Source organism: Pseudomonas sp. TWR3-1-1 (genome assembly GCF_049896545.1).
Taxonomy (GTDB): domain Bacteria; phylum Pseudomonadota; class Gammaproteobacteria; order Pseudomonadales; family Pseudomonadaceae; genus Aquipseudomonas; species Aquipseudomonas weihenstephanensis.
The window spans coordinates 93037-113035 of record NZ_JAFCUO010000012.1 but is presented as its reverse complement, the minus strand read 5'-3'; the positions used below and the strand labels follow the sequence as shown (position 1 = coordinate 113035).

General features: G+C 55.3%; 16 protein-coding genes and 2 tRNA genes. 1 reads left to right on the top strand and 17 read right to left on the bottom strand.

The annotated features are described in order from the left end of the window. Positions 1-165: 165 nt before the first annotated feature. The 15 genes from pnp to rlmE form a co-directional block, all read right to left on the bottom strand. Positions 166-2271, bottom strand: a complete 2106-nt coding sequence (gene pnp, locus ACP7A4_RS21145) for a polyribonucleotide nucleotidyltransferase (protein ID WP_426248146.1) — start codon at positions 2269-2271, stop codon at positions 166-168. A 226-nt stretch (positions 2272-2497) separates the two neighbouring features. After that, positions 2498-2767 (bottom strand): 30S ribosomal protein S15, encoded by a 270-nt coding sequence (gene rpsO, locus ACP7A4_RS21140; RefSeq protein WP_048366010.1) that lies wholly within the window; start codon positions 2765-2767, stop codon positions 2498-2500. Between the two features lie 164 nt (positions 2768-2931). Further along, entirely contained in the window at positions 2932-3849 is a 918-nt protein-coding gene (truB, locus tag ACP7A4_RS21135; protein WP_048366009.1) for a tRNA pseudouridine(55) synthase TruB, read from the bottom strand. 3 nt (positions 3850-3852) lie between these two features. Beyond that, a complete protein-coding gene (gene rbfA, locus ACP7A4_RS21130) occupies positions 3853-4254 on the bottom strand; it encodes a 30S ribosome-binding factor RbfA (RefSeq protein ID WP_047277524.1) in 402 nt (133 codons plus the stop codon). Between the two features lie 158 nt (positions 4255-4412). After that, on the bottom strand, positions 4413-6914 hold the full coding sequence (infB, locus tag ACP7A4_RS21125) for a translation initiation factor IF-2 (protein ID WP_059762567.1): 2502 nt from the start codon (positions 6912-6914) through the stop codon (positions 4413-4415). Between the two features lie 27 nt (positions 6915-6941). After that, positions 6942-8423, bottom strand: a complete 1482-nt coding sequence (gene nusA, locus ACP7A4_RS21120; RefSeq protein ID WP_059762570.1) for a transcription termination factor NusA — start codon at positions 8421-8423, stop codon at positions 6942-6944. Positions 8424-8470: 47 nt separating this feature from the next. Continuing rightward, on the bottom strand, positions 8471-8929 hold the full coding sequence (gene rimP, locus ACP7A4_RS21115) for a ribosome maturation factor RimP (protein WP_048366006.1): 459 nt from the start codon (positions 8927-8929) through the stop codon (positions 8471-8473). Between the two features lie 142 nt (positions 8930-9071). Continuing rightward, positions 9072-9148 (bottom strand) — tRNA-Met (locus ACP7A4_RS21110). A 96-nt stretch (positions 9149-9244) separates the two neighbouring features. Continuing rightward, a tRNA-Leu gene (locus ACP7A4_RS21105) sits at positions 9245-9330 on the bottom strand. A 28-nt stretch (positions 9331-9358) separates the two neighbouring features. Beyond that, the gene (secG, locus tag ACP7A4_RS21100; RefSeq protein WP_059762572.1) at positions 9359-9742 is read right to left on the bottom strand and encodes a preprotein translocase subunit SecG; all 384 of its coding nucleotides are present in this window, start codon (positions 9740-9742) and stop codon (positions 9359-9361) included. 4 nt (positions 9743-9746) lie between these two features. Beyond that, positions 9747-10502, bottom strand: a complete 756-nt coding sequence (gene tpiA / locus ACP7A4_RS21095) for a triose-phosphate isomerase (RefSeq protein ID WP_426248145.1) — start codon at positions 10500-10502, stop codon at positions 9747-9749. Positions 10503-10568: 66 nt separating this feature from the next. Further along, the gene (gene glmM, locus ACP7A4_RS21090) at positions 10569-11906 is read right to left on the bottom strand and encodes a phosphoglucosamine mutase (protein WP_048366003.1); all 1338 of its coding nucleotides are present in this window, start codon (positions 11904-11906) and stop codon (positions 10569-10571) included. Positions 11907-11922: 16 nt separating this feature from the next. After that, positions 11923-12774, bottom strand: a complete 852-nt coding sequence (gene folP, locus ACP7A4_RS21085; protein ID WP_059762577.1) for a dihydropteroate synthase — start codon at positions 12772-12774, stop codon at positions 11923-11925. Positions 12775-12782: 8 nt separating this feature from the next. Then, positions 12783-14687, bottom strand: coding sequence for an ATP-dependent zinc metalloprotease FtsH (gene ftsH / locus ACP7A4_RS21080; protein WP_059762579.1), 1905 nt, complete (start codon positions 14685-14687; stop codon positions 12783-12785). A gap of 192 nt (positions 14688-14879) precedes the next feature. After that, positions 14880-15530: a 23S rRNA (uridine(2552)-2'-O)-methyltransferase RlmE gene (gene rlmE / locus ACP7A4_RS21075; RefSeq protein WP_048366000.1), complete on the bottom strand. Its 651-nt coding sequence runs from the start codon at positions 15528-15530 to the stop codon at positions 14880-14882. A 107-nt stretch (positions 15531-15637) separates the two neighbouring features. On the opposite strand from rlmE, the gene yhbY reads away from it, so the two are divergent. After that, on the top strand, positions 15638-15946 hold the full coding sequence (gene yhbY, locus ACP7A4_RS21070; protein WP_048402595.1) for a ribosome assembly RNA-binding protein YhbY: 309 nt from the start codon (positions 15638-15640) through the stop codon (positions 15944-15946). A gap of 253 nt (positions 15947-16199) precedes the next feature. Here yhbY and greA read toward each other — a convergent pair whose 3' ends face one another. Together greA and carB are read right to left on the bottom strand one after the other, a co-directional pair. Continuing rightward, a complete protein-coding gene (gene greA, locus ACP7A4_RS21065; RefSeq protein ID WP_048365997.1) occupies positions 16200-16676 on the bottom strand; it encodes a transcription elongation factor GreA in 477 nt (158 codons plus the stop codon). Continuing rightward, positions 16673-19894 carry a carbamoyl-phosphate synthase large subunit gene (gene carB, locus ACP7A4_RS21060; RefSeq protein ID WP_048366043.1) on the bottom strand — a complete coding sequence of 1074 codons (3222 nt, stop codon included), beginning with the start codon at positions 19892-19894 and terminating at the stop codon, positions 16673-16675. The genes greA and carB overlap by 4 nt, the downstream gene beginning before the upstream one ends. Positions 19895-19999 lie beyond the last annotated feature (105 nt).

Sequence of the window (19999 nt, the reverse complement as noted above, 5' to 3'; positions counted from 1 at the left end):
TCGATTTTTTCTTGCTCGTGCAGATTGCATGACTTGCCCTGCCAGCTACATGCAAGTTGCGGTATTTTCGTCATGGCCTTTGGCCCGTGATGTTGCCGATCTTTTCTTCACACATAAAAAAAGGATCCCGAAGGATCCTTTTTTAAACACAGGTTTTAGAGGCGATTAAGCTTCCGAAGCCTTGGCTGCTGCGACGTCCTTGATGGACAGTTTGATGCGGCCGCGGTTGTCCACGTCCAGCACCAACACTTCCACTTCCTGACCTTCTTTCAGAATGTCAGTCACTTTCTCAACGCGAGCATCGCTCAGCATGGAGATGTGAACCAGGCCGTCTTTACCTGGCAGGATGTTAACGAATGCGCCGAAGTCGACGATACGCTCAACCTTACCGATGTAGATTTTGCCGATTTCAGCTTCAGCGGTGATACCCAGAACGCGCTGGCGCGCCGCTTCTGCTGCTTCTTTGGTTTCGCCGAAGATCTTGATCGAACCGTCGTCTTCGATGTCGATCGAAGCTTTGGTTTCTTCACAGATTGCACGGATAGTCGCGCCACCTTTACCGATAACATCACGGATTTTGTCGGTGTCGATTTTCATCGCGATCATCGTCGGTGCATTAGCCGACAACTCGTTACGCGAGACAGCAATGATCTGGTTCATCTGACCCAAGATGTTCAGGCGAGCGTCCAGGGCCTGGCCCAGTGCGATCTCCATGATTTCTTCGGTGATGCCTTTGATCTTGATGTCCATCTGCAGCGCAGTAACACCTTTCGCGGTACCCGCTACTTTGAAGTCCATGTCACCCAGGTGGTCTTCGTCACCCAGGATGTCGGTCAGAACGGCGAACTTCTCGCCCTCTTTAACCAGACCCATCGCGATACCGGCAACCGGTGCCTTCATCGGCACGCCAGCGTCCATCAATGCCAGGGAAGCACCGCACACCGATGCCATCGAGCTGGAACCGTTGGACTCAGTGATTTCCGATACGACACGGATGGTGTACGGGAACACGTCGGCAGCAGGCAGCATGGCCTGAACCGAACGACGCGCCAGACGGCCGTGACCGATTTCGCGACGACCTGCGCCACCCATACGACCACACTCACCTACCGAGAACGGAGGGAAGTTGTAGTGCAGCATGAACGGGTCTTTTTTCTCGCCTTCCAGGGTGTCCAGCAGCTGTGCATCACGGGCAGTACCCAGAGTTGCAACAACCAGAGCCTGAGTTTCGCCACGGGTGAACAGAGCCGAACCGTGGGTTTTAGGCAGAACGCCAACTTCAATGTTCAAAGGGCGAACAGTTTTGGTGTCACGACCATCGATACGCGGCTTGCCGTTAACGATGTTTTCGCGAACGGTGCGGTATTCGATTTCGCCGAACGCCGCTTTCACTTCGCTGGCAGAAGGCTGGCCTTCTTCACCGGACAACTTGGCAACCACCTGGTCTTTCAGCTCGCCCAGACGCGCGTAACGATCAGCCTTGACGGTGATGGTGTAAGCCTGGGAGATCGCTTCGCCGAATTCGGCACGGATAGCGCCCAACAGTACGGTAGCTTCTGGGGCAGCAGCCCAGTCCCACGTTGGTTTTGCAGCTTCGGCAGCCAGCTCTTTAACAGCCTGGATAACAACCTGGAATTCGTCGTGGGCGAACAGTACGGCGCCCAACATTTGGTCTTCGGTCAGCTCTTTAGCTTCCGATTCAACCATCAATACGGCTTCGGACGTACCGGCAACAACCATGTCCAGGCTAGAAGCAGCCAGTTGCTCGTAAGTCGGGTTCAGCAAGTAGCCAGTGCTTTCGTGGTAAGCAACGCGAGCGGCGCCGATTGGACCATCGAAAGGGATACCGGAGATAGCCAGCGCAGCCGAAGTACCGATCATCGCAGCGACGTCCGGATCGGTTTTCTTGCTGGTGGACAGCACGGTGCAGACAACCTGCACTTCGTTCATGAAGCCTTCAGGGAACAGCGGACGGATCGGACGGTCGATCAGTCGCGAAGTCAGGGTTTCTTTCTCGGAAGGACGACCTTCACGCTTGAAGAAACCGCCCGGGATTTTACCCGCGGCGTAGGTTTTTTCCTGGTAGTGAACCGACAGAGGGAAAAAGCCCTTGCCTGGATCAGCTTGCTTGGAGCCGACGACAGTCACCAATACGCTGACGTCATCGTCAACAGTGACCAATACAGCGCCGGAAGCTTGACGGGCGATACGGCCTGTCTCGAGGGTTACGGTCGACTGACCGAACTGGAATTTTTTGATAACCGGGTTCACGGTGTCCTACCTTCTCTTTGTGGCTCTTGGGGAACGGGTTTCTTGCGAAATGCTTGGGCAATGTCGGGCATTGGCCCGACTCAAGATGCTTACGAAAACGGCCAGCAGGGCAAGCTTTCGTAAAGATCCGGCTAGTCCAGATAAAACTTGAGGCTGGAAGCCTGCCGCAAGCCTGTAGGAACCCCACAGACACACAACAGACAACCAGCCTCTAGCAACATCGCTATTAGCGACGCAGACCCAGGCGAGCGATCAGCGCTTTGTAACGCTCAACGTTCTTGCCTTTGAGGTAGTCCAGCAGCTTACGACGCTGGTTTACCATACGGATCAGACCACGACGGGAGTGGTGGTCCTTTTTGTTTTCTTTGAAGTGACCCTGCAAGGTGTTGATGTTGAAGGTCAGCAGTGCAACTTGCACTTCTGGAGAACCTGTATCACCTGGCGCTTGCTGGTAGTCTTTTACGATTTCTGCTTTGTGTTCGATTGTCAGTGCCATGAGGCATTTCCTTTCATAAAGGGGCTCTGCTTGCGAGCAAGACAGATCCAATAGGCCGAGGACAAATCCTCGTATTTAAAAATGAGATGTGACCGTGCCTAATAACAGCCACCCTCGTTTCAGTACGGCCCGCAACAATGAAATCCCGGCCCGTCCTGCTCCGGTCATTCTGACCGAATCAGTCGACGCGGCGCTATGCGCCCGTCTTCGCTCACTTCACCGATACCGATAAAGCGACCGTTGTGATCTTGTACCCGCACCATGCCGAACTTGGGTGCATCGGGAGCACGTACCGGCTGGCCGTTGAGCCAGTAGAACGCGCTGGCTTCCGAAAAGTGCAGCAATGGCCAATCCAGCAAGCCGCTGTCGGAGGGCATCAGGAAGCGGTCAACAGCTTCATTGCCACCTTCTGCATGCACAGCTTCCAACTCTTCCAGCGTCACCGTCTGGGCCAGACTGAAAGGTCCGGCATGCGTGCGGCGCAACTCTGCAACATAAGCCCCGCACCCCAATTGCTCACCGATATCTTCCACGAGGGTGCGGATATAGGTGCCTTTGGTGCAGTCGACAGCCAGACGCGCGGTGTCGCCTTCGCTGGCCAGTAATTCGAGGCGGGTAATAGTAACAGAACGCGGTTCACGCTCCACCACTTCGCCTGCACGGGCCAGCTTGTAAAGCGGCTGACCATCGCGCTTGAGGGCAGAGTACATCGGCGGTATCTGACTGATTTGCCCACGAAACTTGGGTAAAACAGCTTCGATATCGGAGCGACCAACGGTTACGGGGCGGGTCAGCAAAACATCGCCTTCCGCATCCGCAGTGGTGGTGGTCTTACCCAATTGCATCAAGGTTTCATAACCCTTGTCGGAATCGAGCAGGTATTGCGAAAACTTGGTGGCTTCGCCAAAGCACAACGGCAATACGCCGCTGGCCAAAGGATCGAGGCTACCTGTGTGCCCGGCCTTTTCGGCATTGAGCAGCCAGCGGACTTTCTGCAAGGCCGCGTTGGAGGTGAACCCAAGCGGTTTGTCGAGCAGGATGATACCGCTGACGTTACGACGGATACGCTTGACCTGAGCCACCGGTTACTCCTTGGTGTCTTCAGGAGCCGTCGCATCAGGGTGCTGATTGTCTTCAGCCACCGCACGCTCGATCAAAGCAGACAGGTGCGCGCCACGGACAACGCTTTCGTCGTAGTGGAAGTGCAGCTGTGGAACGCTACGCAGCTTCATTTCGCGTGCAAGTTGCATGCGCAAGAAACCGGCAGCCGAGTTCAGAACCTTGATCGTTTGAGCGATATCTTCAGCGTTGTCCTGGCCCATCACAGTGATGAAGATTTTGGCGTGACCAACGTCACGGCTGACTTCAACAGCAGTAATAGTGACCAGGCCTACGCGCGGGTCTTTGACTTCACGACGGATCAGTTGTGCCAGCTCACGCTGCATCTGATCGCCGATACGTTGGGTACGGCTGTATTCTTTTGCCATGTCTTGTTACCTGTTACTCACCCATGGGAAACCCATGTGTTCTGAAAGCGGCAAACGCCCGGCCAGGCAGGAGCCGGACCGGGCGTTGCGTTTAGAGTCCGGGACGAGCCGCTGGCATTGGCATGCCGCTTTTCGTCCTGGCTCTTGAAGCTCGCGATTTAGAGGCTGCGAGCAACCTGGACCTTCTCGAACACTTCGATCTTGTCACCGACTTTAACGTCGTTGTAGCTCTTGACGCCGATACCGCATTCCATGCCGGCACGTACTTCGGCAGCGTCATCCTTGAAGCGGCGCAAGGATTCCAGCTCGCCTTCGAAGATAACGATATCTTCACGCAGTACGCGGATTGGACGGTTACGGTGGACAACACCTTCAAGCACCATGCAACCTGCGATCGCACCAAACTTCGGCGAACGGAATACGTCGCGAACTTCGGCGATACCCAGGATATTTTCCCGGACGTCGCTGCCAAGCATGCCGGTGAGGGCCTTCTTGACGTCTTCGATGATGTCGTAGATGACGTTGTAATAACGCATGTCCAGACCTTCTTGCTCGACAATTTTGCGAGCGCCAGCATCAGCACGCACGTTAAAGCCGAACAATACAGCGTTGGAGGCGAGTGCCAGGTTAGCGTCGCTTTCGGTGATACCACCGACGCCGCCGCCTACTACGCGCACTTGCACTTCATCGTTACCCAGGCCGCTCAGAGCGCCCTGCAAAGCTTCCAACGAACCACGAACGTCAGATTTGAGGACGATATTAAGCGTCTTCTTCTCTTCCTGGCCCATGTTCTCGAAGATGTTTTCCAGCTTGCCTGCGTGAGCACGCGCCAGTTTCACTTCGCGGAACTTGCCTTGACGGAACAGGGCAACTTCACGCGCCTTCTTCTCGTCAGTCATCACGCTCATCTCGTCGCCAGCGTCTGGCGTACCGTCCAGGCCGAGAATCTCGACAGGGATGGATGGACCGGCTTCCTTGATAGGCTTGCCGTTCTCATCGAGCATGGCGCGGATACGGCCGTAGTTGGAACCGACCAGAACCATGTCGCCCTGGCGCAGTGTACCGTCCTGAACCAGAACAGTTGCAACCGGACCACGGCCTTTGTCCAGACGGGACTCAACCACTACGCCACGGCCAGGAGCCGATGGAGTTGCCTTGAGTTCCAGAACTTCAGCTTGCAGCAATACGGCTTCGAGCAAATCGTCAACGCCGGTACCCATTTTCGCCGAGACCGAAACAAACGGAGTGTCACCACCCCACTCTTCCGAGGTCACGCCGTGAACGGACAGTTCGCTGCGGATGCGATCGAGATCAGCACCAGGCTTGTCGATTTTGTTCACTGCAACAACCAGCGGTACGCCAGCTGCTTTCGCATGCTGAACAGCTTCGATGGTTTGCGGCATTACGCCGTCGTCTGCAGCCACAACCAGAATCACGATGTCAGTCGCCTTGGCACCACGTGCACGCATTGCGGTAAACGCAGCGTGACCCGGGGTATCGAGGAAAGTGACCATGCCGCGTTCGGTTTCGACGTGGTACGCACCGATGTGCTGAGTAATACCACCCGCTTCACCCGCCGCTACCTTGGCACGACGAATGTAGTCGAGCAGGGACGTTTTACCGTGGTCAACGTGGCCCATTACGGTCACAACCGGTGCACGGGAGAACGACTCGCCTTCAAACTTCAGGGACTCGGCCAGGGAATCTTCCAGGGCGTTGTCGCTGACCAGAGTTACTTTGTGGCCCAGTTCTTCAGCAACCAGTTGAGCAGTTTCCTGATCAAGTACCTGGTTGATAGTCGCTGGAGTACCCAGCTTGAACATGAACTTGATAACTTCGGCAGCCTTGACCGACATCTGTGCAGCCAAATCGCCAACAGTGATGGTTTCGCCAATCTGTACATCACGTACTACAGGGCCGGTTGGGCTCTGGAAACCGTGTGCGTTGCGCTTCTTCAGCTTGCCCTTGCCACGACCACCGCGACGGAAGCTGTCGCTTTCTTCGTCGGAAGTACGCGGAGCAACACGTGGAGTCGGTGCTTTTTCTTTAACCGAGGCACGATGCGGAGCGTTTTTGCGATCGCCGTCACCACTACCGCGACGATTGTTATCGTCAGCACGTGGCTTGTCCGGGCGACGCTGTTCGTCACGCTTGCGTGCATCAACTGCTGGAGCCGGTGCGGCTGGAGCTGCGGCTTGCACAGGTGCAGGCGCGGCAACAGCTGGAGCAGCAGCAGGAGTAGATGCAGGCTGACGGCGCGCGTCTTCTTCGGCGCGACGCTTGGACTCTTCTTCAGCCTTTTGACGTGCGGCATTTTCTACTGCACGACGTTCATCCATCTCACGTTTGCGCTCGGCTTCAATTTCTTCCGGGCTTTGCTGTACGAAGACTTTCTTCTTGCGTACTTCAACGCTAATGCTTTTGCTGCCAGCAACACGCAGGGTACTGGTGGTTTTACGCTGCAAAGTGATCTTGCGCGGTTCTTCCACTTTAGCCTTGTGGCTGCTTTTCAAGTGAGTCAGCAGAGCTTGCTTCTCACTGTCGGTCACATTCTGCTCGGCGGCGTTGTGCGGCAGACCTGCCTCACGCATCTGCTGCAACAGGCGCTCAACCGGTGTTTTGACCTCATCGGCCAGTTGTTTCACCGTGACTTGCGTCATGCATTTCTCTCCTCAGGCCGCGCCTAATTACTCGAACCAATGGGCTCGGGCGGCCATGATCAACTTGCCGGCACGATCATCGTCAATGCCGTCGATGTCGAGCAGGTCGTCAATAGACTGCTCGGCCAGGTCTTCGCGGGTAATTACGCCGCGCACCGCCAGTTCCATCGCCAAATCCTTGTCCATACCCTCAAGCGAGAGCAGGTCTTCGGCCGGATGGGCGTCTGCCAGCTTTTCCTCAGTAGCGATGGCTTTAGTCAACAGTCGATCCTTGGCCCGAGCGCGAAGCTCGTTGACGGTATCTTCGTCAAAGCCATCGATGTTGAGCATTTCCTCCACCGGTACGTAGGCAATCTCTTCCAGGCTAGTAAAGCCTTCATCTACCAGAACCTGCGCCAGGTCTTCATCAACTTCCAGCTCTTCGATGAAGTTGCGCAGGATATCGCCGGTTTCTGCTTGCTGCTTAGCCTGGATGTCCGATTCGGTCATCACGTTCAAGGTCCAGCCGGTCAACTGGCTGGCCAAACGTACGTTCTGACCGCCGCGACCAATCGCCTGGGCCAGATTGTCTGCGCCAACGGCGATGTCCATTGCATGGGCATCTTCGTCGACGATAATTGCCGCCACTTCTGCTGGCGACATTGCGTTGATCACAAACTGCGCCGGGTTGTCATCCCAAAGGACGATATCCACTCGCTCTCCGCCCAACTCGCCCGATACTGCCTGAACGCGCGAACCGCGCATACCAATGCAAGCACCTTGCGGATCGATGCGTTTGTCTTTAGAGCGAACGGCTATTTTAGCGCGTGATCCTGGATCGCGGGAGGCCGCCATCACTTCGATCAGGCCCTCAGAAATTTCAGGCACTTCAATACGGAACAATTCGATCAGCATCTCAGGCGCAGTACGCGACAGAATCAGCTGTGGACCGCGGTTCTCAGTGCGAATTTCTTTCAGCAGTGCACGCAGACGTACACCCACGCGGAAAGTCTCACGCGCAATGATGTCTTCACGAGCCAACAACGCTTCTGCGTTATTACCCAGATCAACGATCACGTTGTCACGTGTAACTTTCTTAACGGTACCTGAAATAATCTCGCCCAGACGCTCGCGATAGGCATCAACGACTTGAGCGCGCTCGGCTTCGCGGACCTTTTGCACAATGACCTGTTTGGCCGTTTGTGCAGCAATCCGACCGAATTCGATAGAATCGATTTTCTCTTCGATAATATCGCCAGCTACAGCGCCTGGCTGTTTCGCCTGGGCCTGGTCTACAGCCAACTCGTATGCTGGATCATCCAGATCTTCGTCTTCGACCACAGTCCAGCGACGGAAAGTCTCATAGTTACCGGTGTGGCGATTGATTTCCACACGCAGTTCGACTTCGTCTTCAAAACGCTTTTTAGTCGCGGTGGCCAGAGCCAGCTCCAGCGCTTCAAAAATAACGTTTGCCGGTACGCCCTTTTCATTGGACACCGACTCAACAACCAGCAGTACTTCTTTGCTCATCGTACGCCTCGCCTTTCGCAAGCCATTGGATCCGCGGGATCCGCGTCTCAGTCAAAACTGGGAATAATGTTGGCCTTGTCGATCATATCGATCGGCAACAAGAACTCATGGTCGTCCACTTGCACCACGATGTCCTGCTCCTCTACGCCGCGCAGAAGGCCCTGAAAGTTGCGTCGCCCTTCAAATGGGGAGCGCAGCTTGATCTTCACTTGCTCACCGACATACTGGGCAAACTGTTCAAGAGTGAACAGCGGGCGCTCCATGCCAGGAGAGGAAACCTCAAGGGTATATTCAGCCGCGATAGGATCTTCAACATCCAGCACGCCACTTACCTGGCGACTCACGATGGCACAATCGTCCACCAATACGCCGCCTTCCTTGTCGATATACACACGCAACATTGAATGGCGGCCTTGAGCCGAAAATTCAATACCCCAGCATTCATAGCCAAGGGCCACGACCACCGGGGCCAACAAGTCCTGCAACTGTTCTAGCTTGCTCGACACCTGAACCCCCTAGTGCATGTTTGTGCATGCTGTGCAAAATGAAAAAATGGGCGAAGCGCCCATCTCTGAAACGTCGTTGAATACCGACGCTATAAAGTCTCCAGTTAACAAAAAGCCCCTGAATTAGGGGCTCCGCTAAAACTGGTTGCGGGAGCCGGATTTGAACCGACGACCTTCGGGTTATGAGCCCGACGAGCTACCAGACTGCTCCATCCCGCGACAAAGCTGGAGCGGAAGTATACGGTCGATCCTTTTCAGGGTCAATCCAACCTTCCACATACAAGAAAGCCCGCTATTGCGGGCATTCCTGATAATTGGTACCGAGAAGGGGACTCGAACCCCTACACCCTATGGGCACAACCACCTCAAGGTTGCGTGTCTACCAATTCCACCACCTCGGCAATACTACGTTACATCATGAAACCCGTTTTACTTTTGCTCTTGAGCTGGAGGCACGTCAGTCGCTGGAGTAGCCGACTTTTGCTCTTGAAGCACCGGCACATCATCTGAAGCCGGTTTTTGCACTGGAACTTCCAACACCGCTGGATCTGGCAAACCTACTTGAGTCAGCTCTTGAGCCTTCTCTTTAGCAAAGTAACCTAACCCCAAGCTGGTTATGAAAAAACCTGCGGCAAGTATAGCAGTAAACTTACTAAGAAAGGTAGAGGAACCTTGGCTTCCGAACACAGTATTTGAAGCACCTGCTCCGAAAGATGCTCCAGCATCCGCACCTTTACCCTGTTGCAGCAATACCAGAGCAATTACGCCCAATGCACCCAACAGATGAAAAACGACTACGACTGTTTCCAGCATTTTCTCAGTTTCCCGCGGCGCGACAGATCGCACCGAACTCATCTGCATTCAGGGAAGCCCCACCAATGAGCCCCCCATCGATATCCGGCATGCTGAACAGTTCGACCGCATTGGCCGCCTTCACGCTGCCGCCGTATAGAAGCCGCACACCTTGTGCCACTTCAGAATTCTGCTGCGCCAGCTGTGCGCGAATGGCCGCATGCACATCTTGCGCTTGCTGCGGAGAAGCTGTAAGCCCAGTTCCGATTGCCCAGACTGGCTCATATGCAATCACCGCCTTTGCAAAAGCATCAATACCAAATGCATTAATGACCGCATCCAGCTGAGCCTTTACAACTTCTAGCGTTTGCCCCGCCTCGCGCTGCTCCAGGGTCTCCCCTATACACAACACTGGCATCAGGCCCGCAGCCTGAGCCGCCGCAAACTTGCGATTGAGCGTTTCGTCCTGCTCACCCAAAATCAGGCGACGCTCGGAATGCCCAACCAACACCAATTTGCAGCCTGCATCTACCAACTGATAAGGCGAAACCTCACCTGTCAGAGCACCCTGCACCGACTCCACTGCAGCATCCTGAGCACCGACCGAAATCGCCGTACCTTCAAGGCCATTGATCACGCGATCAATGAACAAATCCGGCGGAAATACTGCAACATCAACATCGCTTGGCAAGGCCAGACCACGCAGACCGTCGATCAGCTTAGCGACGCTGGCGCGGGTACCGTGCATCTTCCAGTTACCAGCTACCATCATGCGACGCATGCTTTACCTCGTCGGTCAAAGTGGGCGCAGATGTTACCCAACCACATCCGCGCTGGCAAGCCGAATTCAGGCACAAACTTCACTTACCAGTTTTGCCAGTTCTTGTGCATAGCCACGAACCATGACTTCGTCATCACCTTCGACCATGACACGCACGAGCGGCTCAGTCCCTGACTTGCGCAAAAGCACGCGACCACGGCCCTGCATAGCTTCGGTCACACGCGCACAAGCCTCTTTAATGGCCGGATGCTCAACAGGGTTAACACCCCCTGAAAAACGCACATTGAGCAGGACTTGAGGACACTTGCGCAGCGCCTGACGCGACTGAGCCAGGCTCTCTTCACGTCGACGCAACGAAAGCAGCACTTGAAGTGCCGCAATGATGGCATCGCCTGTGGTGGTGTGCTGGAAACACACAATATGACCGGAGTTTTCGCCGCCAACTTGCCAGTCACGCTCTTGCAAGGCTGCGATGACGTAACGGTCGCCTACATTGGCGCGCACGAACGCAATACCCAAGTCGGCCAACGCCAACTCAAGCCCGAGATTGCTCATTAGTGTACCGACCACACCGCCTTGCAATTTGCCGCGCTCGTGCAGGTCGCGCGCGATGATGAACAGCAACTCATCACCATCAACAATCGCGCCAGTGTGATCGACCATCAGCACCCGATCACCATCGCCATCAAAGGCAATACCCAGGTCCGCATGTTCCGCCAATACCGCAGCCTGCAACTGCCCCATATGGGTCGAGCCGCAGTTCTCGTTGATGTTCAACCCATTAGGCTGAGCTGAAAGCACTGTAACTTCGGCGCCCAGCTCCTTGAACACACTCGGCGCAACCTTGTAAGTGGCGCCGTGTGCGCAGTCGATAACGATCTTGAGACCATTGAAGTTGGTGCTCGTAGGAACGCTGCTTTTGCAAAATTCGATATAGCGGCCGGAAGCATCGTTGATGCGCGACACCTTACCCAACTTGCCGGAATCGACCACCGTCATCGGCGCCTCCAGCAACTCCTCAATCATCAGCTCAACTTCATCAGGGAGTTTGGTGCCCTCCCCCGAAAAAAACTTGATCCCATTATCGTCATGAGGATTGTGCGAAGCACTGATCACAATGCCAGCCTCGGCGTGGAACGTACGCGTGAGGTACGCAATAGCTGGCGTCGGCATAGGCCCCAGCAACATCACATCTGCGCCCGCCGCAGATAACCCGGCCTCAAGTGCAGATTCAAACATGTAGCCAGAGATGCGCGTGTCCTTACCCACCAATATCCGGCAAGCACCCATGCTGCGAAACGCCATTCCCGCAGCCCAGCCCAACTTGAGCATAAAGTCAGGGGTGATTGGGTAAACGCCGACCCGACCGCGAATACCGTCGGTGCCAAAATACTTCTTCGTCATAAGTGCTCCATCATGCTTAGTCGGCGGACTCTACCGCGGCAATCATCCGTACTACATCAACTGTCTCGGCAACATCGTGAACACGCAAGATATGCGCACCTTTGGTCACAGCCAGTGCCGCCAGCGCCAGACTGCCAGGCAATCGCTCAGTCACAGGCCGGTTCAAAGCCTGCCCGATCATGCTTTTTCGCGAAACACCCACGAGCAATGGCCGCCCTAACAGATGCAAGGCGTCCATATGCTTAAACAAACTCAAATTATGCTGCAAGGTTTTAGCAAAGCCAAAACCGGGGTCGAGAATAATGCGCTCAGGCGCTATGCCTTGCGCTGCACACATCCGCATTCGATCCACGAGAAACGCACGTACCTCAGCCAACACATCCTGATACTGCGGGTCATCCTGCATATCGCCAGGCTCGCCCGACATATGCATCAGACAAACGGGCAAACCCGTCGCCGCAGCAGCCTGCAAGGCACCTTCACGGCGAAGTGAACGCACATCGTTGATCAGGCCAGCGCCTAAACGGGCCGACTCCGTCATAACAATGGGGGTTGAGGTATCGACCGAAATGATGACATCAAGTTCACGATTGATACGCTCGACTATCGGCGCAACCCGCTCCAACTCTTCTTGCGCACTCACGTGGCGCGCGCCGGGCCGGGTTGACTCACCACCGACATCAATCAACGTAGCTCCCGCCTCGACCATCGCCTGCGCATGGCGCAACGCTTCATCGAGGCGCGCAAAGCGACCGCCATCAGAGAACGAGTCAGGGGTTACATTGAGAATACCCATCACATGCGTGCGGGAAAAATCAAGAACCCGGTTGCCGCAAGGCAACCGGGTTGAGGACTGAACAGAAGTCATTTCAAGCCTTAGTGATCAGCTGCCGGGCCGCCGATAGGTGTTTCCGGGCGATCGGTCTTGTCCAGACTCGGCGCTGTCGGCGTTCCTGAACCATCACCCCAATCACGCGGTTCGCGCGGAGGGCGACCCGCCATGATGTCGTCGATCTGATCAGCATCGATCGTTTCGTACTTCATCAGGGCATCCGCCATAGCTTCAAGCTTGTCACGGTTGTCGGTCAGTATCTGCTTAGCCGTGCCGTAGCACTGGTCAATGATGCTGCGCACCTCAGAGTCGATCAGCTTGGCCGTCTCACCTGAAACATTTGCCCCCTGACCACCGCCACGCCCAAGATAAGACTCTTCGTCTTCGGCATACATCAGCGGGCCGAGCTTCTCGGACAAGCCCCACTTGGTCACCATGTTGCGGGCAATCTGGCTCGCTCGCATGATGTCGTTGGACGCACCCGTGGTAACGCCGTCAAAGCCCAAGGTCATTTCTTCAGCAATACGGCCGCCATACAGCGAACAGATCTGACTGATCAACGCACGTTTGGACAGGCTGTAACGATCCTCTTCAGGCAAGAACATAGTCACGCCCAAGGCTCGGCCGCGAGGAATGATCGACACCTTGTAGACCGGATCGTGCTCAGGCACTACGCGACCAACAATTGCGTGACCCGCTTCGTGATAAGCCGTGTTGCGTTTTTCTTTATCCGACATGACCATCGATTTGCGCTCGGCGCCCATCATGATCTTGTCCTTGGCCAGCTCGAACTCTTTCATTTCAACAACACGCTTACCGGTACGTGCTGCGAACAGGGAAGCTTCGTTCACCAGGTTAGCCAGGTCGGCACCGGAGAAGCCCGGAGTACCGCGTGCAATAACGCCCGGCTGGACGTCATCACCCATGGGCACTTTACGCATGTGTACCTTGAGGATTTGCTCGCGACCACGAATGTCCGGCAAGCCAACCACGACCTGACGGTCAAAACGACCCGGACGCAGCAGCGCAGGGTCAAGCACATCAGGACGGTTGGTGGCGGCAATCACAATGATGCCATCGTTCATCTCAAAGCCATCCATCTCAACCAACAACTGGTTAAGGGTCTGCTCGCGCTCATCATGACCGCCGCCCATACCGTTACCACGGTGACGGCCGACAGCATCGATTTCATCGATAAAGATGATGCAAGGGGCGTGTTTCTTGGCTTGTTCAAACATGTCACGAACACGGCTTGCACCGACGCCCACGAACATTTCCACAAAGTCGGAACCGGAAATCGTGAAGAACGGCACCTTGGCTTCACCCGCAATCGCCTTGGCGATCAGGGTTTTACCGGTACCTGGCGGGCCAACCATCAGCACGCCGCGTGGAATGCGACCACCCAGGCGCTGGAACTTGCCCGGATCCCGCAAGAACTCAACCAGCTCGCCCACTTCTTCCTTGGCTTCGTCACAGCCCGCTACGTCAGCCAGGGTCGTCTTGACCTGATCTTCTGACAGCAGACGCGCCTTGCTCTTGCCAAAGCTCATCGGGCCGCCTTTACCACCGGCACCGCCCTGCATCTGGCGCATGAAGAACATGAAGACCGCAATAATCACCAGAATCGGGAAGCTTGCAACTAGCAACTGGGTCCAGATGCTTTGTTGCTCAGGCAGTTTGCCTTCAACGGTGACGTGGTTATCCACCAGATCGCCGATCAAACCGTTGTCCTGAATCGCCGGACGAATGGTTTTGAACGTATCGCCATCACTGCGTTTGCCGGTGATCACGTAGCCATCAACCGCTACGCGCTCGACTTTGCCATCCTTAACTTGCTGGATGAAGTCGGAATAGTTGAGGGTTTGCGGCTCGTTGGGACTCGAGAAGTTGTTCATCACGGTCACAAGGACCGCCGCGATGATCAACCACAGGATCAGATTCTTTGCCATATCGTTCAATTAGCTACCCTCTGAAGCAAGCTCCGCTACTGAAAGCGTGCTTCGCATGATATTCACCGGCATAACTTACTACATTGCCTACAACCCTTGCAGGCTCCGTCTGTAACCCTTTGTGAAACTTTGACTACACAATATTCGTTATGCCAGATCTGTAAAGCGATACAAAAAAAACTATCGCCCTGGTCAGAGACGCTCATCACTGGCAGAACCATCAATACCGCGGAAGCCCCGGCCCAGCAAATACTGTTCACGGGACCTGTCGCGAGACGAAGAAGGCTTGCGCATCTGCACCTTGTCAAACAGCTTACGAATGTCTTTGTGGTACTGATCGAAGCCTTCGCCCTGGAAAACCTTGATCAGGAAATCACCACCCGGACGTAGGACGCGACCGGCAAGATCCAGCGCTAATTCGCACAAGAACATTGCACGCGGCATATCGACAGCTGCTAACCCACTCATATTGGGGGCCATATCGGAAATCACAAGGTCTACCTGTGTATTTCCGACCGCCTCAAGGATCTGAGCCAAAACGTCATCCTGAGTAAAATCCCCCTGAATGAAGGTCACGTCAGGAATGCTGTCCATTTCCAGGATGTCAGATGCGATCAAACGACCCTGCCCGCCAATCAGACGACTGGTCACCTGCGACCAACCACCGGGAGCAGCGCCCAAGTCAATTACAGTCATGCCCGGGCGGATCAGACGATCACGCTCCTGAATCTCCAGCAATTTGTAACTGGCACGCGAGCGATACCCATCTTTCTGCGCCATCTTGACGTATGGATCGTTGAAATGTTCTTTCAGCCAATTCAGGCTAGTTTTGGAACGGGCCACGGGCCACCTCAAAAAATTTAAACGGGTCGTGATTAACTGGGCGGTCTGGGACTCGCTCGGGTAAACTGGCCGCCGCTTTTTACAAGATCAGACACAGGGGTCAGATTATGCCGCTCACTCAAGAGCAGAAGAAACAGTACAAATCCATTGGCCACCATCTGAAACCAGTATTGACTGTGGCTGACAATGGTTTGACTGAAGGTGTTTTAGCCGAACTCGAACGCGCATTGGGCGATCACGAGTTGATTAAAATCAAAGTCAACATCCTGGATCGCGAATCTCGCCTGGCAGCCGTTGCAGAACTGTGCAAAAGCGGCAAAGCGGAATTGGTACAGGTTATCGGCAAAATGGCGCTTCTGTACCGCAGAAACGTCAATGTAAACAAGCAACTGTCGAACATCCACCGTTTCAAGTGATGCCGACAAGGGTCAAGGGTGCGCCTGGCGCGCCCTGATACTCTTGCTGATCAATAGCTAAAACTACCCGCAAGCCGCTCAGGCTACCCGCCGCGTACAATCCGTACCGCGCACTTCATCGATCAAAAACAGCGCCAACCCTTTTGCCGCCAGCGCCGGTAAAAATCTGTATACAGCACGTGCAAGCTGCCAACCCGACCTGGCCGGGTCAGCGGCAAAAAGCAGTGCGCCCGCACGAAGCGGGCGCTTTGACTCAGATGTGACTGACTTTAACAATTTCGTACTCAATGACGCCGCCCGGTGTTTTCACCGCCACGACATCACCCTCTTCCTTGGCAATCAAGGCGCGAGCCAGGGGCGAACCCACTGAGATTTTTCCGAGTTTGAAGTCCGCTTCATCTTCGCCAACGATCTGATAGGTAACGCTTTCGTCAGTTTCAACGTTGGCGATCTCGACCGTCGTACCGAAAATGACTTTCCCGGTATGAGGAATCGTTGTCACATCGATGATCACGGCATTCTGCATGCGACCTTCGATGTCACGGATACGCGCTTCAACCATACCTTGCTGCTCACGGGCTGCATGGTATTCAGCGTTTTCCTTAAGGTCGCCCAACTCACGCGCTGTGCCGATATCCTGGCTCAACTTTGGTCGGACAACCTTGGTCAGGTGTGCGTGCTCTTCTTCCAGGGCTTTTGCACCCTGGACTGTCATTGGGTACTTGGTCATGCCTTCAATCCTGCGTGTAGATCCTGCAAACGACGTACGGTTTTTTCAGGACCGAATTTAAGCGCTTCACAGATTGCTTCGCCAGCAGCAATGGTCGTGGTGCAGTAAATCTTATGCTGCAAAGCGTTACGACGAATGGAGTAAGAGTCAGCAATCGACTGGCGACCTTCAGTCGTGTTGATGATCAGAGTGACCTCATCATTCTTGATCATATCGACAACGTGAGGACGACCTTCGGTCACTTTGTTCACGCGGCGCACTTTCAGACCCGCTGCCTCGATGAACTTGGCAGTGCCAACCGTGGAAACGATCTCGAAGCCCAGATCAATCAGATCGCGCGCAACGCCAGCCACGAGAGGCTTGTCATCGTCACGCACGCTGATGAATGCAGTACCGCCCGTTGGCAATACTTCGCTTGCACCCATCTGAGCTTTGGCAAACGCTTCGCCAAAGGTATCGCCCACACCCATCACTTCACCGGTGGACTTCATCTCAGGGCCAAGGATCGGATCGACACCCGGGAATTTGGCGAACGGGAACACCGCCTCTTTCACGCTGTAGAAGTTAGGAATGATCTCTTTAGTGAAACCAATTTCCTTCAGGGTTTTACCGGCCATGACGCGTGCAGCGATCATTGCCAGGGAAACGCCGATGCATTTGGATACGAAAGGAACAGTACGCGAAGCACGAGGGTTCACCTCGATGACGTAGATGTCTTCGCCCTGCAAGGCCAACTGCACGTTCATCAGGCCAACAACACCCAATTCCAGCGCCATCTTCTTGACCTGCTCGCGCATCTCGTCCTGGATGTGCAGCGGCAGCGAGTACGGCGGCAGCGAGCACGCGGAGTCACCCGAGTGAACACCTGCCTGCTCAATGTGCTGCATGATCGCGCCGATCACCACATCAGTGCCGTCGCAGACAGCATCTACGTCCATTTCGATGGCGCAGTTAAGGAAGTGATCGAGCAACACCGGGCTATCGTTGGACACTTTCACCGCGTCACGCAGGTAGCGCTTGAGCTCTTCTTCTTCGTAGACGATTTCCATCGCACGACCGCCCAACACGTAGGAAGGACGAACAACCAGCGGGTAACCGATCTTGCCAGCAGCACGAATAGCTTCGTCTTCGCTGCGCACCGTGGCGTTAGGCGGCTGACGCAGGTTCAGGCGCTCAACCATTTGCTGGAAGCGCTCACGGTCTTCTGCACGGTCGATAGCGTCAGGGCTGGTACCGATAATCGGCACACCCGCTTCTTCCAGAGCGCGTGCCAGTTTCAGCGGGGTCTGGCCGCCGTACTGAACGATGACGCCTTTTGGCTTCTCGACACGCACGATTTCCAGCACGTCTTCCAGGGTCACGGATTCGAAGTACAAGCGATCCGAAGTGTCGTAGTCGGTGGAAACGGTTTCCGGGTTGCAGTTGACCATGATGGTCTCGTAACCATCGGCACGCAGCGCCAGAGCCGCGTGAACGCAGCAATAGTCGAACTCGATACCCTGGCCGATACGGTTCGGGCCACCACCCAGGATCATGATCTTGTCACGATCCGAAGGGTTGGCTTCGCACTCTTCCTCGTAGGTGGAGTACATGTAGGCCGTGTCTGTCGCGAACTCGGCCGCGCAGGTGTCAACGCGCTTGTAGACCGGGAACACTTCGAGCTTGTGACGGTGGCGACGCAGGTTCTTCTCGGTCACGCCCAGCAATACGGCCAGACGTGCATCGGAGAAGCCTTTGCGCTTAAAGCGGTACATGGCGTCGCGATTGATCGAGGACAGGGCCATGGTTTTGATTTTTTCTTCGTCCTTGATCAGATCTTCGATCTGTACCAGGAACCAAGGGTCAATCATGTTCATGCCGAAGATATCTTCTACGGTCATGCCGGCGCGGAACGCGTCAGCTACGTACCAGATACGCTCTGCGCCCGGCACTGTCAGCTCGCGCTTGAGCACGGCCATGCTTTCCGGGTTGCTCAGGTCCAGCTTGGGATCAAGACCGCTGACACCCACTTCCAGACCACGAAGGGCTTTTTGCAGGGATTCCTGGAAAGTCCGGCCAATAGCCATGACTTCACCCACAGATTTCATCTGCGTGGTCAAACGCGCGTCAGCCTTGGCGAATTTTTCAAACGCAAAGCGCGGCAACTTGGTTACAACATAATCGATGGACGGCTCGAAGGACGCAGGCGTTGCGCCGCCCGTGATTTCGTTTTGCAGTTCATCCAGGGTGTAGCCGATGGCCAATTTGGCAGCGATGCGGGCAATCGGGAAGCCGGTCGCTTTCGATGCCAGCGCCGAAGAGCGAGAAACGCGCGGGTTCATCTCGATCACGACCATGCGGCCGGTGTCCGGGCAGATGCCGAACTGAACGTTGGAGCCGCCGGTTTCAACGCCAATCTCACGCAGTACCGCCAAGGAGGCGTTACGCATGATCTGGTATTCCTTGTCCGTCAGGGTTTGTGCCGGAGCAACGGTGATCGAGTCACCGGTGTGCACACCCATCGGGTCGAAGTTTTCGATTGAGCACACGATGATGCAGTTGTCCTTCTTATCGCGGACCACCTCCATCTCGTACTCTTTCCAGCCGATCAGGGACTCGTCGATCAGCAGCTCTTTGGTAGGCGACAGATCCAGACCGCGCGTACAGATTTCTTCGAACTCTTCACGGTTGTAAGCGATACCGCCACCCGTACCGCCCATCGTGAAGGACGGACGGATGATGCACGGGAAACCCAGACGCTCGAGGACCGCATTGGCCTCTTCCATTGTGTGGGCAATACCGGAACGCGGGCAGTCCAGGCCGATGGACTTCATGGCCTTGTCGAAGCGCGAACGGTCTTCGGCTTTGTCGATGGTGTCGGCATTGGCGCCGATCATCTCTACGCCGAACTTCTCCAGAACGCCTTCGCGCTCGAGGTCCAGCGCGCAGTTCAGTGCAGTTTGGCCGCCCATGGTTGGCAACAGGGCGTCCGGGCGCTCTTTTTCGATGATCTTGGCAACAGTCTGCCACTTGATCGGCTCGATATACGTCGCGTCGGCCATGTCCGGATCGGTCATGATGGTGGCCGGGTTGGAGTTCACCAGAATGACGCGGTAACCCTCTTCACGCAGGGCTTTACAGGCCTGGGCGCCGGAGTAGTCGAATTCGCACGCCTGGCCGATCACAATCGGGCCAGCGCCGAGAATCAGGATGCTTTTTATGTCTGTACGTTTTGGCATGGGTTTGTCACTCAAATCCGCAGGTCAGTCGGCAAGCTGTCAATCAGGTTCCTGAAGCGCCCGGGGGTCACCGGAATCGGGACCGCCACAAGGCGTTACGGCAGG

Excerpts from the sequence above, each read along its gene's own strand:
- infB (WP_059762567.1), bottom strand. The coding sequence starts at position 6,914 with ATGACGCAAGTCACGGTGAAACAACTGGCCGATGAGGTCAAAACACCG.
- secG (WP_059762572.1), bottom strand. The coding sequence starts at position 9,742 with ATGCTGGAAACAGTCGTAGTCGTTTTTCATCTGTTGGGTGCATTGGGC.
- nusA (WP_059762570.1), bottom strand. The coding sequence starts at position 8,423 with ATGAGCAAAGAAGTACTGCTGGTTGTTGAGTCGGTGTCCAATGAAAAG.
- tpiA (WP_426248145.1), bottom strand. The coding sequence starts at position 10,502 with ATGCGTCGCATGATGGTAGCTGGTAACTGGAAGATGCACGGTACCCGC.
- folP (WP_059762577.1), bottom strand. The coding sequence starts at position 12,774 with ATGACTTCTGTTCAGTCCTCAACCCGGTTGCCTTGCGGCAACCGGGTT.
- greA (WP_048365997.1), bottom strand. The coding sequence starts at position 16,676 with ATGACCAAGTACCCAATGACAGTCCAGGGTGCAAAAGCCCTGGAAGAA.
- rbfA (WP_047277524.1), bottom strand. The coding sequence starts at position 4,254 with ATGGCAAAAGAATACAGCCGTACCCAACGTATCGGCGATCAGATGCAG.
- carB (WP_048366043.1), bottom strand. The coding sequence starts at position 19,894 with ATGCCAAAACGTACAGACATAAAAAGCATCCTGATTCTCGGCGCTGGC.
- ftsH (WP_059762579.1), bottom strand. The coding sequence starts at position 14,687 with ATGGCAAAGAATCTGATCCTGTGGTTGATCATCGCGGCGGTCCTTGTG.
- yhbY (WP_048402595.1), top strand. The coding sequence starts at position 15,638 with ATGCCGCTCACTCAAGAGCAGAAGAAACAGTACAAATCCATTGGCCAC.
- rpsO (WP_048366010.1), bottom strand. The coding sequence starts at position 2,767 with ATGGCACTGACAATCGAACACAAAGCAGAAATCGTAAAAGACTACCAG.
- glmM (WP_048366003.1), bottom strand. The coding sequence starts at position 11,906 with ATGACGAAGAAGTATTTTGGCACCGACGGTATTCGCGGTCGGGTCGGC.